The sequence below is a fragment of the Chromobacterium sinusclupearum genome (assembly GCF_002902845.1).
Classification (GTDB): Bacteria; Pseudomonadota; Gammaproteobacteria; order Burkholderiales; family Chromobacteriaceae; genus Chromobacterium; species Chromobacterium sinusclupearum.
On the sequence record NZ_PPTF01000028.1, the window covers coordinates 1 to 12,474 of the forward strand.

The following is a 12,474-nucleotide window of genomic DNA, read 5'->3' on the forward strand; positions in this document are numbered from 1 at the left end:
GGGCCTGGTGCGCGTCAGCGTGTTGCAGGCAGCCGGCGGCAAGCGGCTGGCCGCGCGCGACTTTGTCGCCGGCCGCGCCAGCCTGGCGGGAACCCGGCTGGGGGTATGAGACTCCAAGCATCTGTTTGATTGTCAAGCGGGTTTTGAGAGGGAGAGCATGAACGACAACTGGTTGAAGACCACGGTGCTGATGGCGGCGATCCTGGCGCTGTTCGCCCTGATCGGCGGCATGATAGGCGGCAAGGGCGGCATGATGCTGGCTTTGTTGTTCGGCGGCGCCATGAACGTGTTTGCCTGGTGGAATTCCGACCGCATGGTGCTGTCGATGTACAACGCGCAGGAAGTCGACGCCAACAGCGCGCCGGAGTTCTATGCCATGGTGGCGGAGCTGGCGCAGCGCGCCGGCCTGCCGATGCCGCGCGTCTACGTGATCCACGAGGAGCAGCCTAACGCCTTCGCCACCGGACGCAATCCGGAAAACGCCGCGGTGGCCGCCACCACCGGCATCATGCGCATGCTGGACTACCGCGAACTGCGCGGCGTGATGGCGCATGAGCTGGCGCACGTCAAACATCGCGACACGCTGATCTCGACCATTTCCGCCACCATGGCCGGCGCGATTTCCGCCCTGGCCAACTTCGCCATGTTTTTCGGCGGCCGCGACGAGAACGGCCAGCCGGTGGGCCTGCTGCCGCGCCTAGCCGTGGCCTTTCTGGCGCCGGTGGCGGCCAGCCTGATCCAGATGGCGATCTCGCGCGCCCGCGAATTCGAAGCCGACCGCGGCGGCGCCGAGATCTCCGGCGACCCGCTGGCCTTGGCCTCGGCCTTGCAGAAGATCGAATACTACGCCCGCGGCATCGCCATGCCGACGGCGGAAGCCCATCCGGAAACCGCGCAGATGATGATCATCAACCCGCTGTCAGGCGGGGGCGGCGTAGGCGACCTGTTCCGCACCCACCCGCATACCGAAGAACGCATCGCGCGGCTGAACGACATGGCGCGCGGCGTCTACTGAACGCATATATTGAGTATCCGACCCCAGGCCAGTCCACTGCGGACTGGCCTTGCTTCATCGAAAGAATCCACATGCATCACATCCAGCGGCTGGCTGCCGACATCCTGGGCCGAATCGAGGCTGGCACCACTCTGACCGACGCGCTGGCCGACGCCCAGCGCCAGCAAGAACAGCTGACGCCGGCCGAGCGCGGCGCGCTGCAGGACTTGAGCTACGGCAGCCTGCGCCACCTCGGCGTGCTGCGCCACTGCCTGCGCCAGCTGGTGCCGCGGCCGCTGCCGGAGCCGCAGCTGGAGCGCCTGCTATTGGTGGCGCTGTATCAGCTGCAGCACACCCGCGCCGCGCCTTATGCCGTGGTGAACGAAGCGGTGACTTCGGCCAGCGGCATCGCCCGCGGCAAGTTCAAGGGCTTGGTCAACGGCGCGCTGCGCAACTTCCTGCGCCGCCGCGACGAAATCCTGGACGCCGCCGCGCGCGACGACGTGGCCGCCGCCAATCACCCGGACTGGTGGGTGGCGCGGCTGCGCGAGGCCTATCCCCAGCAATGGCAGGCGGTGCTGGCAGCCAGCAACGCCCATCCGCCGCTGACGCTGCGGGTCAATCGCCGAGAGGGCTCGGTGGCGGAGTATCTGGCGCAGCTGGCCGCGGCCGGCATGGAAGCCAGCGCGCTGGGGGACGAGGCGGTGCAGCTGGCCAAGCCGGTGGCGGTGCGCGATCTGCCCGGCTTCGCCGACGGCGCGGTGTCGGTGCAGGACGAGGGCGCGCAGCGCGCCGCGCACTGGTTGGACCTGCAGCCCGGCTTGCGCGTGCTGGACGCCTGCGCGGCGCCTGGCGGCAAGACCGGCCACATGCTGGAGCTGGCCGATGTCGAACTGACCGCGCTGGACATCGACGCGGCCAGGCTCGCCCGCGTGGGCGACAATCTGCAGCGGCTGGGTCTGAACGCCGAACTGCGCCAGGCCGACGCGGCGCGGCCGCAGGACTGGTGGGACGGACGCCCGTTCGACCGCATCCTTGCCGACGTGCCGTGTTCCGCCTCGGGCGTGGTGCGCCGCCATCCGGACATCAAATGGCTGCGCCGTCCCGGCGATTTCGCGGCGCTTGGCCGGCAACAGGCGGCGATGGCCGACGCGCTGTGGACGCTGCTCGCCAGCGGCGGGAAAATGCTATACGCTACCTGCTCGATTTTTCCGGAAGAAAACTGCCAGCAATTGGAGAGCTTCCTGCGGCGTCACCCGGATGCGGTGCGTCTGAAAGAGGAGCAACTATTGCCCTGTGAGCGTCATGACGGCTTTTATTACGCGCTGCTTGAAAAACATTAGCCTGATTGGGCTGCTGCTGTGCTGTCTGGCGACTGCCGCCTGGGCCGACACCATCGCGTCCCGCCGGGCCGAGGCCGAAGTGATGCCGGACGGCACGCTGTCGGTCAGCACGCGCTTTTTGACGCGGCTGACGCCCAGCCTGAACGAGGCGCTGCAGCAGGGCGTGGTGCTTGGTTTCCGGCTGGAGTTCCAGCTGATCAAGCCGCGCACCACCGCTTATTACCTCAGCCTGCGCGAGTGGTTCGACCCGCACGCGCAGATCGGCTTCAAGTTGGCGTATCAGCCGCTGACCGGCCGTTACCGCGTCAGCATCGGCAGTCTGTCCAACTACTATCCTACTCTGCGCGAGGCGCTGGCCTCCATCGGCGCGATTCAGGGCTGGCGTGTGCTGAATGCCGGCACGCTTGACCCGAAGAAGCCCGGCAATGTGGCCGGCCAAGTCCGCTTGCTGCTGGATATCAGCGAGTTGCCCAAACCGTTCCAGATGAATGCGCTGGGCTCCGACGACTGGACGCTGGAGTCGGACTGGATCAAGCTCGACGTCAAGGACGCCAACTGATGCGCTACGCCTCCATCGCGATGGCGACCGTCGGGGCGATCCTGCTCTACCTGCTGGCGGTGGCCACCGGCAACGCCTCCAAACTCAACGACTATTACTGGTGGGTGTTCGGCCTGAACAGCCTGCTGTTGCTGGCGCTGCTCAGTGTGGTGGCGCGCCAGTTGCTGCGCTTGCGGCAACGGGTGAAAAACCGCGTGTTCGGCGCCAAGCTGACGCAGAAACTGGCGATGATGTTCGCCGGGGTGGCGCTGGTGCCGGGCTTGTTGGTGTTCACGGTATCCGCCCAATTCCTGACGCGCAGCATCGAAAGCTGGTTCGACGTGAAAGTCGAGGCGGCGCTGGACCGCGGCCTGGTGCTGGGCCGCAGCGCGCTGAATTACGTGCTGGACGATGTCGGCCGCAAGGGACGGCTGGTGCAGGAAGAAGTGGCGGTGCTGCCGGATGGGCAATTGCAGAACCGGCTGAACCGCTTGCGCGATCAACTGGGCTTGACCGAGATCGCCGTATTCAATCGCGGCAGCGGCCAGATGGTGGCTTTTTCCGGCGCCGGCAAACCGATGCCGCTGACGCATGAAGCCTTGCGCGGCGTACGCTTGCAGCATCCGCAGCAAACCATAGAAAACGATGGCAACAGCGGGCTGTCGCTGCGTGTGCTGGTGGCCTACCGCACGCCTGGCGAGGAAACCCGGGTGCTGCAATTGAGCCAGGCCGCGCCGGCCGACATCAGCCGCGACGCCGAGCAGATCGAGAGCGCCCGTTCCGAATACCGCCAGCTGCTGTTGGCGCGGCATGGCTTGCGCACCTTCTACATGCTGACGCTGGCGCTGGCGGTGCTGCTGGCGCTGACGGCCGCGCTGGCCTTCGCGCTGTTCCTGTCCGAGCGTTTGTCCGCACCGCTGTCCGAGCTGGCCGCGGGCACCCGCGCCGTGGCTCAGGGCGACTTTTCCAAGCGCCATCCAGTGTATCGGCGCGACGAACTGGGCATGCTGACCACGCTGTTCAACCGCATGACGCAGCAATTGGACGAGGCGCGGCAGCAGGCGGAAAAAAGCCGCGGCGAGCTGGAAGGCGGCAAGCTTTATCTGGAAAGCATACTGGCCAACCTGTCGGCCGGCGTCATCGCCTTTGGCGGAGATTGGCAGATCCGCGCCGCCAATAGCAGCGCCTCGCGCATTCTGGGCGTGGAGTTCAGCCGCTTGGCCGAACACCGTTTCCCGGAGTGGGGGCAGGAAATGCCGGCGGTGACGCCGCTGGTGGAAACGGTGATGCAGCATGCCGACAGCGACGTCGAAACCGATTGGCAGACCCAGCTGAATTATGAAACCAGCCAGGGCGAGCGCATCCTGCTGGTGCGCGGCGCACGGTTGCCGGAGCACTCCAGCGACGGCTACGTGCTGGTGTTCAACGACATCACCGAACTGGCCCGCGCCCAGCGCGACGCGGCCTGGGGCGAGGTGGCCAAGCGGCTGGCGCATGAGATCCGCAATCCGCTGACGCCTATCCAGCTATCGGCCGAACGGCTGGCGATGAAGCTGGCCGACAAGCTGGAAGGACCGGATGCCGATATGCTGAAACGTTCCACCGATACCATCATCAAGCAGGTGGGTGCGCTCAAGAGCATGGTGGACGCTTTCCGCGATTATGCCCGCGCGCCGAAGATCAAACTGGTCAAACTTGATCTCAATCAGGTGATTCGAGAAGTGATGACTCTTTACGAATCCAATCCTGCTGTTAAGATTGCGCTGGACGATATGCCGCTGATGATCATGGGCGATGCCGCCCTGCTGCGACAGGTGCTGCACAACCTGATGCAGAACGCCCAGGACGCAGTCCTTGACGTTGGCATCCCGATGATTCAAATTAGCAGCCGACAAGAAGAAGGAAACGCGCTCGTCTGCGTCGAGGACAACGGGGCCGGCTTTGGCCCGGACATCCTGCGGCGCGCGTTCGAGCCTTATGTGACTAGCAAAGCCAAGGGCACCGGTCTCGGACTGGCCGTGGTCAAGAAGATTATGGAAGAGCACCATGGACAGGTCATCTTGGGGAATGCCGAACGGCAAGGCGCGCGCGTCCTTCTTTCCCTGCCATTGCTGGAGGCCTAATGCGTAGCAGCGATATTTTGATTGTGGACGACGAGATCGGTATTCGAGAACTGCTCTCCGAGATCCTGCAGGACGAAGGTTATACCGTGGCCCTGGCGGAAAATGCCGAGGTGGCTCGGCAGTTGCGCAACCAGACGCGCCCCGCGCTGGTGCTGCTCGACATCTGGATGCCGGACTGCGACGGCGTGACCCTGCTGAAGGAGTGGGCCAAGTCCGGCTTGCTGAACATGCCGGTAGTCATGATGTCCGGCCACGCCAGCATCGACACCGCGGTGGAGGCCACCCGCATCGGCGCATTCGACTTCCTCGAGAAACCGATCGCCCTGCAGAAGCTGCTGACCACGGTGCAGCGCGCGCTGAAATACGGCGACATGCAGGCCAATACCTCGCTGAACCTGGACAAGCTGGGACGCAGCGAGCCGATTCAGGAGCTGAAACGCCAGCTGGAGCGCGTGGCCAAGGTCAAATCGCCGGTGCTGTTGACCGGCGAATCCGGTTCAGGCTTCGAGCTGGTGGCGCGCTTTTTCCACCAGGGCAATACGCCCTGGGTGACGCCGGCCAAGCTGGAGCAACTGGCCGACGCGCCGCTGGAACTCTTGCAGAAGGCCAACAACGGCGTGTTGTACTTGCCGGAGATCGGCCAGTACAGCCGCCGAGTGCAGCAGGGCCTGCTGTTCCTGCTGTCCAAGCTGGACCGCTTCAATGTGCGCCTGATCTGTTCCTGCAGCCGCCCGCTGCAGGAGCTGCTGGTGGACCCGGAGTGCGACAACCGCCTGCTGACCGCGCTGTCCAGCGTGATTGTGCCGATTCCGCCGCTGCGCGAGCACGCCGAGGACATCACCTTCATCGCCGAGCAGATTCTGGTCGAACTGGTGGAGTCCAAGCAGGTGCCCGGCCGCAAGCTGACCACCGCCGCGCTGAACGCGATGCGTCAGTATGACTGGCCGGGCAATCTGGAGCAGCTGCGCAGCATCATCAAGAGCCTGGCGCTGACCGCGGAATCCGACGAGATCGACGCCGCCGAGGTCAACAAGGTGCTGGCGCAGTTCCGCCACGAAAAGCCGGTGGAAGAGTCGGGCTTCGACTTCAACATTCCGCTGCGCGAACTGCGCGAACAGCTGGAGCGCCGCTACTTCGAGTACCACATCTCGCTGGAAAACGGCAATATGAGCCGGGTGGCGCAGAAAGTGGGCCTGGAGCGCACGCACTTGTACCGCAAGCTCAAGCAGCTGGGCATCAAGTTCGCCCGCAAGGTGGCGGAAGAGTAAGGCAAAACGCCTGATGCTGCGTTGAGGTAATGTTGGGCTCCGCTTTGCTTAGCCCAATCTACGAGACGCGCCTTGTCCCGGGTGTTTTGTACGGACGCAATCGCTTATCGACGCCAGCCTTCCCGGCTGGCGTTTCGCATTCTGGAGCATGAGCATGGAGCAAGACCGCGAGCTGGACGACGAGGCGCTGCTGCGCTACAGCCGCCACATCCTGTTGCCCGAGATCGATATCGAAGGCCAGCGCCGCCTGCTGGCCGCGCGCGCGCTGATCGTCGGCGCTGGCGGGCTGGGCTCGCCGGTGGCCTTGTATCTGGCCAGCGCCGGCGTCGGCCATCTGAGCATCGTCGACGACGACACGGTGGAGCTGTCCAATCTGCAGCGGCAGATCGCCCACGACACCGCCAGCCTGAAGCAGGGCAAGGCCGAGTCGGCGGCGCGGCGCATGCGGGCCTTGAATCCATCGATTGAAGTCCGGCCGCTGGCCGAGCGGCTATCGGGCCAGAGATTGATGGACGAGGTGGCGGCCCACGACCTGGTGCTGGATTGCTCGGACAACTTCGCCACCCGCCACGCGGTCAACCGCGCCTGCGTGACCGCGCGCGTGCCCTTGGTGTCCGGCGCGGCGGTGCGTTTCTCCGGCCAACTGGCGGTATTCGACAGCCGCGACGCGGCCTCGCCGTGCTATCACTGTCTGTTCTCGGACGAGGGCGAGGCCAGCGACGGCCCGTGCGCCACCTTCGGCGTGCTGTCGCCCTTGGTCGGCGTGATCGGCAGCCTGCAGGCGGTGGAAGCGATCAAGCTGCTGGCCGGCATCGCGCCAGCGCTGGGCAAGCTGACCCTGTACGACGCGCTGGGCGGCAGCTTCAAGCAGATCCGCGTGCCGCGCGATCCGGCTTGCGCGGTGTGCCGGTAGGGCGGAAGCCCGGCTAAAGCCGGGCGTTCCGCCTGATGCATAGATGGCCGGCGAGTGGCGGCCATTGGGTTGCAAGAAAATTTAAACAGGAGCGCTGGATATGGAGCCCCCATGGGTCAAGTATCCCCAAATACCTTTGGGATCCATTGGATGGAGAATGGGTGGAGGTGAAGTTTATTTGGTATGCGTTCAGGGAGTGGTACTCATTTCTACTAGAAGATGAGCGTTTAGCTTTTATTGCCTCATTCCCAGAGCCAACTGGATGGCAGGGATTTTATGAGCGTATTGTTCCCAGATAAAGATAGGCAGTGAGGCAGGCGGAACGCCCCCACAGGGGGCTTCCGCCCTACGGTTGGGATTACAGCTGCTGCTCGATCAGCTTGCGCACTTCCGGGAAGTTCATCACGCCGACATAGCGCTTGATGATGTTGCCCTGCTTGTCGATCAGGAAGGTCGTGGGCGCCAGCTGGATGTCGCCGAAGGCTTTGGCCACGTCGCCCTGGGTGTCCAGCGCGACGAAGAACGGCAGCTGATACTTGGCGACGAAGCTCTGCACGTAGTTGGGCGGGTCGTAGCTCATCGCCACCGCCAGCACGTTCAGGCCCTTGCCGGCGTAGTCCTGATGCAGCTTCTTGATCTCCGGCATTTCCTCGACGCAGCCGGGGCAGCTGGTGGCCCAGAAGTTCACCAGCACCACCTTGCCCTTCAGCGCCGAGGTGCTGGTGGTGACGCCCGCCAGCGAGGTCAATTTCACTTCCGGCGCCGCCTGGCGCGCGAACAGCAGGGAGTAGGCGACGCCGGCCACGATCAGCAGCGCCGCCAGGATCAGCAAACCTTTCTTCATCTCGCGTTCCCGCCTTCGTTTCAGGCCGACTGGGCCTGTATCAATTCCAGCGCGTCCTTCAACGGGCCTTCCAGCACCACGGCCTTGCCGGCGCGGGTGTCGAACACCACGAAGGTGACGTCGGCCTGGGCCACCAAGATGTCCGTGCCGTCCAGCAGCACGCGCTGGTGGATCACCGCGCTGCGGTTGCCTATCGACTTGACGGCGGTTTCAATCAGCAGCATTTCGCCCATGGTGGCCGGGCGCGCGTAGTCGATATTGATGTTGACCACGGCGAGGCCCAGGCCGCTTTGCAGGAATTGCGCCAGCGTGCCGCTGTCCTCGAAGCAGTTCCAGCGCGCTTCTTCCAGGAACTCCAGGTAGCGCGCGTTGTTGACGTGGCCGAACAGGTCCAGATGATAGCCGCGGACCTTGATCCGGGTGTGATGTGCCATGTGTTTCCCCTTTGTTGTGTGTGTGGCGATTAGTCGGCGCGGCCGTCCAGGTCCAGCGGCACGAAGGCTTCGCGTTCCAGCGGCTCCGCCACCAGGTCGGTCAGCACCGAGTGGATTTCCAGCTTGAACCATTGCTGGAACAGGTTCGGGCTGATGTTCTGCGGCCACATGCTTTGGTCTTCGCACCAGTCGGCCAGTTCAGCCTCGAACAGCTGGCGGTAGCTTTGCAGCACGAAGCGGCGCGCGGCGTCGGCGTCGTCCGCCGGCGGAATCAGCAGCGCGTTGCAGTCGGCGGCTAGCGCCTCCAGCGTCAGCTGCGGGTCGATGGCGCCGGGCAGGCTCTTGAGCCAGGCGAGAAACGGCGCCTGCGGGCGCAACAGGGCGAGGCTGCGGTTGACTTCAAACATGATGCATCCTTGTTCAATGGCTGGACAACAGGTTGTCGCGGGTGAAGACGAATTTCTGGCTGATGCGCAGCGTCGGGTTGCGCGCGGCCAGCGAAGAGGGAAACGGCGCGAACGGCGAGGCCAGTTCGACGATGCGCTGGGCGGCCTGGTCCAGCACCGGAGTGCCGGACGAGCGGCTGACGCGCATGCCATACAGGCTGCCGTCGGCCGCTATCGTCACCTCCAGCGTCACCGCGCCATGCAGGCCGAGGCGGCGCGCCTCGTCCGGATAATTCAGATTGCCTATCCGTTCCACCTTCAGCCGCCAGTCCGCTTGATAACGCGCCCAGGAGTAGCCGCGCGCGGCTTCGCCCAGATTGTCGCCGCGCTGGCCGCTTTCCTTGTCATTGTCGGCCGCGGCGTTGTCGCCGCTGCGCGACAGCGCGCCCACCTGGGCCAGCAGCGAGCCGGTGCTGACTGTCGCGCTTGGCGGCGTCGACGCCAGCTGGGCCGCGTTGGGGGACGGGCGGGTGATGGGCGTGAGCGGTGCCGTTTGCTGTTGCGGCGGCGGCGCGGGGGAGGCGGCCGGTTTCGGCGGATCGCTGCGGCTGATCAGCTGGCGCGGCTCCGCGGTATTGCCGGCGCCTTGGCGGTTGTCTTCCGCGACGCGCTCGGTGACGGGCGCGGCGGAGGCAGGCAGATGTCGTGGCCGCAGGCTGATCTGCAGCGGGCCGGAGGCGGCTGGAGGCGGCGGCGCGGACGGCGCCACGCCAAACAGGCTCAACAGCGCGACGTGCGCCAGCAGCGACGCGCCCGCCATCAGCCACAGCGGACGGTTGTTGGGCGCGAGGGGGCGAGAGCGGTGCAGATGATCAGCCATGTAAAGTTTCCGGACTTTGCCGGAGTGTAGCACGGACGCGCGTGAAAACGCCGCGCGGGGCGCGGCGTCGGGCGGTGTGCGGCGGACGCTTATTTTTCCAGCAGGCTGCGCAGCATCCAGGCGGTTTTCTCGTGGACTTGCAGGCGCTGGGTCAACAGGTCGGCGCTGGGTTCGTCGCTGGCGCGCTCGACGACTTCGAAGATGCTGCGGGCGGTGCGACAGATGGTTTCGTGGCCTTCCACCAGCTGGCGGATCATGTCATCTGCCTTGGGCGGCGTGCCGGCGGCTTCCGCGATGGAGGTCAGGCGGGCGTAGTCGGCATAGCTGCCCGGCGCGTAGTGGCCCAGCGCGCGGATGCGCTCGGCGATGGCATCGACGGCCAGCGACAGCTCGGTGTACTGGGTCTCGAACATCAGGTGCAGGGTGTTGAACATCGGCCCGGTGACGTTCCAGTGGAAGTTATGGGTTTTCAGGTACAGGGTGTAGCTGTCGGCCAGCAGACGGGACAGGCCATCAGCGATGTGTTGGCGGTCTTGCTCGTTGATACCGATATCCATACTTTTCTCCGGTGTGGCGGCCGTGCAGCCTGGCCGCGTTTTGGTCTACACTCCCCGTTTTTGACAGGAAATGGCGATGAAACCTTGGTTGTCGTGCCAAGCTGGCCGTGTGCGCTTGACGCTGCATGTGCAGCCCGGCGCCAAGAAGACCGAAGCGGCTGGCGAGCATGGCGACTGCCTGAAAATCCGCCTGGCCGCGCCGCCGGTGGACGGCAAGGCCAATGCCGCGCTTCTGGCGTGGCTGGCCGAGCGCTTTGGCGTGGCCAAGCGCGACGTTGCGCTGCTATCCGGCGACAAGAACCGGCACAAGGTGGTGGAGATCCAGTGCGATCTCGACGCCGCCGCGGTGCTGGCCCTGTTCGGCCTTCACTGAATGCGGCGGCCCGGCGGCGTTTGCTCGTCCACCCGGCTGTACTCGCCTTCTATGATGTCGCTGTTGCCGGCCGGCGCGGCGCTGGGGCCGGCTCCAGCGCCGGCGCCGGGCGTGCGCAACTGGATATCCGGCCCTTTCAGCGGCAGCAGCAGCAGGATGGCGGCCAAGTCGCTGAGCAGGCCGGGCAGCAGGAACAACAGGCCGGCCAGCGCATAGCGCAGCGGCCACAATAGAGAGTACAGCGAAACCTTGTCGCCCTGGCGCATCACGCTGCCCAGGGTCAGCAAGGCGCCGAGTTTCTGGTTGCGCAGCATCCACAGGCCGAGCAGCGAGGACAGCAGCACCAGCAGGAATACCGCCAGCCCGCCGATGTGATCGGCCAGCGCCACCAGCGCGGCGATTTCGGCGAAGGGGTAGATCAGCAACAACAAGGGGAGTGCGCGCATCGTGAATTCTTTTCCATCTGACGAATGTTTAATGGTTGTCTGCAATGTACCCGATTCGCAGCTGGCGGGACAGATTGCGGCAACCCTGGTCAGCGAGCGGCTGGCCGCTTGCGTCAATATTCTGGCGCCTTGCCGTTCGGTATACCGCTGGCAGGGCGCGGTGGAGCAGGCGGACGAGGTGCCGCTGTTGATCAAAACCCGCCGCGACGCCTATCCGGCGCTGGAGGCGAGGCTGCTGGAACTGCACCCGTACGAGGTGCCGGAAATCATTGCCTTGCCTGTCGCATCGGGCTTGCCCGCTTATCTGACATGGGTATCGGACAGCGTGGTTTCAAGGGGCGGAGCAGCTTGATTTCCTGTTGACCTATGACTGTCGATGCAGCGGTTTCGTTCCCGCCTAGTCTGGGACGCTGAAAAAAATCTTTGCGTTAGGCTTGACTGCAATAAAGCGTTTCATTATAGTTGCGGTCTCTCGCTTGGGTCGTTAGCTCAGCTGGTAGAGCAGCGGACTTTTAATCCGTTGGTCGCAGGTTCGAATCCCGCACGACCCACCAGAGAAAACTTGATATAGTGCATTGCCTGTCCCGGACGGGTCGTTAGCTCAGTTGGTAGAGCAGCGGACTCTTAATCCGTAGGTCGAGTGTTCGAGCCACTCACGACCCACCATCCAGACAAGCTTTCGTCTATCAGCCATGCTGATAGGTGGCCGATTCGAGTTCATTTCTGTTGTCAATGCAGTTTAGGATGGGTCGTTAGCTCAGTTGGTAGAGCAGCGGACTCTTAATCCGTAGGTCGAGTGTTCGAGCCACTCACGACCCACCACCATCCCTGCATACCCCCGACACGGCATTACCCTATGGGTCGTTAGCTCAGCTGGTAGAGCAGCGGACTTTTAATCCGTTGGTCGCAGGTTCGAATCCCGCACGACCCACCAAGAATTCACGCGCCAGGCTCGATCTTCTGATCGGGCCTTTTGCTTTTCTGTTTCTCGAGTCGATTTGCTTCTATTGCCTTCATACCGCCTGACCTGCCTTGCGCCAGGGCGATGCGGGAGGCGGGCGAATTCCTGCTTTTGATAATAAATAAAAATAGTTATCATTACGTTTTGTGCGTCGGCCGGCCTGCATCCGCCAGCGCCTCACTTTCCTTCCCGCCCGCGGCGGGAGGCGATTCAACAGGAAATCCCAGAATGAGCAGCGTAATCGACACCACCCGCACCCAGGATCTGAAAGCCCGCACTCACGCCACCCATGACCAGCTGGACCAGCGCATCATGGCCAATCAGGCTTTCGCCAACCGCGAGAATTACAGCCGCTTCCTGGAGGCGCAGTACCGCTTCCTGCGCGATGCCGACGCTTTGTATGACAATCCCGAA

15 protein-coding genes and 4 tRNA genes are annotated in these 12,474 nt (G+C 64.2%); 13 read left to right on the plus strand and 6 right to left on the minus strand.

Annotated features, from left to right (window positions below; genetic code table 11):
* Positions 1–157 precede the first annotated feature (157 nt).
* From htpX to C2134_RS08090, 6 genes are all read left to right on the plus strand, one after another.
* Entirely contained in the window at positions 158–1,015 is an 858-nt protein-coding gene (gene htpX / locus C2134_RS08065) for a zinc metalloprotease HtpX (protein WP_043624000.1), read from the plus strand.
* A 65-nt stretch (positions 1,016–1,080) separates the two neighbouring features.
* Complete coding sequence (gene rsmB, locus C2134_RS08070; RefSeq protein WP_439646993.1) at positions 1,081–2,337, plus strand: 16S rRNA (cytosine(967)-C(5))-methyltransferase RsmB; 1,257 nt, start codon at positions 1,081–1,083, stop codon at positions 2,335–2,337.
* A complete protein-coding gene (locus tag C2134_RS08075; RefSeq protein ID WP_233196392.1) occupies positions 2,324–2,896 on the plus strand; it encodes a DUF4390 domain-containing protein in 573 nt (190 codons plus the stop codon). The genes rsmB and C2134_RS08075 overlap by 14 nt, the downstream gene beginning before the upstream one ends.
* Positions 2,896–4,998 carry a sensor histidine kinase gene (locus tag C2134_RS08080; protein ID WP_103319060.1) on the plus strand — a complete coding sequence of 701 codons (2,103 nt, stop codon included), beginning with the start codon at positions 2,896–2,898 and terminating at the stop codon, positions 4,996–4,998. The genes C2134_RS08075 and C2134_RS08080 overlap by 1 nt, the downstream gene beginning before the upstream one ends.
* Positions 4,998–6,266, plus strand: a complete 1,269-nt coding sequence (locus C2134_RS08085) for a sigma-54-dependent transcriptional regulator (protein ID WP_043624010.1) — start codon at positions 4,998–5,000, stop codon at positions 6,264–6,266. The genes C2134_RS08080 and C2134_RS08085 overlap by 1 nt, the downstream gene beginning before the upstream one ends.
* Positions 6,267–6,420: 154 nt before the next feature.
* Complete coding sequence (locus C2134_RS08090) at positions 6,421–7,179, plus strand: HesA/MoeB/ThiF family protein (RefSeq protein WP_103319062.1); 759 nt, start codon at positions 6,421–6,423, stop codon at positions 7,177–7,179.
* 358 nt (positions 7,180–7,537) lie between these two features.
* On the opposite strand, the gene C2134_RS08095 is transcribed toward C2134_RS08090, so the two are convergent.
* The 5 genes from C2134_RS08095 to C2134_RS08115 form a co-directional block, all read right to left on the minus strand.
* On the minus strand, positions 7,538–8,023 hold the full coding sequence (locus C2134_RS08095; RefSeq protein WP_103319063.1) for a peroxiredoxin family protein: 486 nt from the start codon (positions 8,021–8,023) through the stop codon (positions 7,538–7,540).
* Between the two features lie 20 nt (positions 8,024–8,043).
* Complete coding sequence (locus C2134_RS08100; RefSeq protein ID WP_158248724.1) at positions 8,044–8,457, minus strand: acyl-CoA thioesterase; 414 nt, start codon at positions 8,455–8,457, stop codon at positions 8,044–8,046.
* 29 nt (positions 8,458–8,486) lie between these two features.
* Complete coding sequence (locus C2134_RS08105; RefSeq protein WP_103319067.1) at positions 8,487–8,864, minus strand: VacJ; 378 nt, start codon at positions 8,862–8,864, stop codon at positions 8,487–8,489.
* Between the two features lie 13 nt (positions 8,865–8,877).
* Positions 8,878–9,723, minus strand: a complete 846-nt coding sequence (locus tag C2134_RS08110) for an energy transducer TonB (RefSeq protein WP_103319069.1) — start codon at positions 9,721–9,723, stop codon at positions 8,878–8,880.
* Positions 9,724–9,812: 89 nt separating this feature from the next.
* Positions 9,813–10,280 (minus strand): Dps family protein, encoded by a 468-nt coding sequence (locus tag C2134_RS08115; protein WP_103319071.1) that lies wholly within the window; start codon positions 10,278–10,280, stop codon positions 9,813–9,815.
* Between the two features lie 76 nt (positions 10,281–10,356).
* On the opposite strand from C2134_RS08115, the gene C2134_RS08120 reads away from it, so the two are divergent.
* Entirely contained in the window at positions 10,357–10,653 is a 297-nt protein-coding gene (locus C2134_RS08120; RefSeq protein WP_103319073.1) for a DUF167 domain-containing protein, read from the plus strand.
* Here the strand turns inward: C2134_RS08120 and C2134_RS08125 are convergent.
* A complete protein-coding gene (locus C2134_RS08125; protein WP_103319075.1) occupies positions 10,647–11,099 on the minus strand; it encodes an FxsA family protein in 453 nt (150 codons plus the stop codon). The two genes, C2134_RS08120 and C2134_RS08125, sit on opposite strands and share 7 nt — an antisense overlap.
* A gap of 31 nt (positions 11,100–11,130) precedes the next feature.
* On the opposite strand from C2134_RS08125, the gene cutA reads away from it, so the two are divergent.
* From cutA to C2134_RS08155, 6 genes are all read left to right on the plus strand, one after another.
* On the plus strand, positions 11,131–11,451 hold the full coding sequence (gene cutA / locus C2134_RS08130) for a divalent-cation tolerance protein CutA (RefSeq protein ID WP_103319076.1): 321 nt from the start codon (positions 11,131–11,133) through the stop codon (positions 11,449–11,451).
* A gap of 126 nt (positions 11,452–11,577) precedes the next feature.
* Positions 11,578–11,653, plus strand: a tRNA-Lys gene (locus C2134_RS08135).
* A gap of 36 nt (positions 11,654–11,689) precedes the next feature.
* A tRNA-Lys gene (locus tag C2134_RS08140) sits at positions 11,690–11,765 on the plus strand.
* Between the two features lie 80 nt (positions 11,766–11,845).
* Positions 11,846–11,921: transfer RNA gene (locus C2134_RS08145), tRNA-Lys, on the plus strand.
* Between the two features lie 36 nt (positions 11,922–11,957).
* Positions 11,958–12,033: transfer RNA gene (locus C2134_RS08150), tRNA-Lys, on the plus strand.
* Positions 12,034–12,288: 255 nt separating this feature from the next.
* Positions 12,289–12,474: biliverdin-producing heme oxygenase (locus C2134_RS08155; protein ID WP_199179897.1), on the plus strand; the 186-nt coding region annotated here is incomplete at its 3' end.

What these genes read in the sequence shown, in the direction of transcription:
- C2134_RS08120 (WP_103319073.1), top strand. Translation starts at nt 10,357, where the DNA reads ATGAAACCTTGGTTGTCGTGCCAAGCTGGCCGTGTGCGCTTGACGCTG.
- C2134_RS08080 (WP_103319060.1), top strand. Translation starts at nt 2,896, where the DNA reads ATGCGCTACGCCTCCATCGCGATGGCGACCGTCGGGGCGATCCTGCTC.
- C2134_RS08110 (WP_103319069.1), bottom strand. Translation starts at nt 9,723, where the DNA reads ATGGCTGATCATCTGCACCGCTCTCGCCCCCTCGCGCCCAACAACCGT.
- C2134_RS08105 (WP_103319067.1), bottom strand. Translation starts at nt 8,864, where the DNA reads ATGTTTGAAGTCAACCGCAGCCTCGCCCTGTTGCGCCCGCAGGCGCCG.
- C2134_RS08090 (WP_103319062.1), top strand. Translation starts at nt 6,421, where the DNA reads ATGGAGCAAGACCGCGAGCTGGACGACGAGGCGCTGCTGCGCTACAGC.
- cutA (WP_103319076.1), top strand. Translation starts at nt 11,131, where the DNA reads ATGGTTGTCTGCAATGTACCCGATTCGCAGCTGGCGGGACAGATTGCG.
- C2134_RS08125 (WP_103319075.1), bottom strand. Translation starts at nt 11,099, where the DNA reads ATGCGCGCACTCCCCTTGTTGTTGCTGATCTACCCCTTCGCCGAAATC.
- C2134_RS08115 (WP_103319071.1), bottom strand. Translation starts at nt 10,280, where the DNA reads ATGGATATCGGTATCAACGAGCAAGACCGCCAACACATCGCTGATGGC.
- C2134_RS08100 (WP_158248724.1), bottom strand. Translation starts at nt 8,457, where the DNA reads ATGGCACATCACACCCGGATCAAGGTCCGCGGCTATCATCTGGACCTG.
- htpX (WP_043624000.1), top strand. Translation starts at nt 158, where the DNA reads ATGAACGACAACTGGTTGAAGACCACGGTGCTGATGGCGGCGATCCTG.
- C2134_RS08085 (WP_043624010.1), top strand. Translation starts at nt 4,998, where the DNA reads ATGCGTAGCAGCGATATTTTGATTGTGGACGACGAGATCGGTATTCGA.
- C2134_RS08095 (WP_103319063.1), bottom strand. Translation starts at nt 8,023, where the DNA reads ATGAAGAAAGGTTTGCTGATCCTGGCGGCGCTGCTGATCGTGGCCGGC.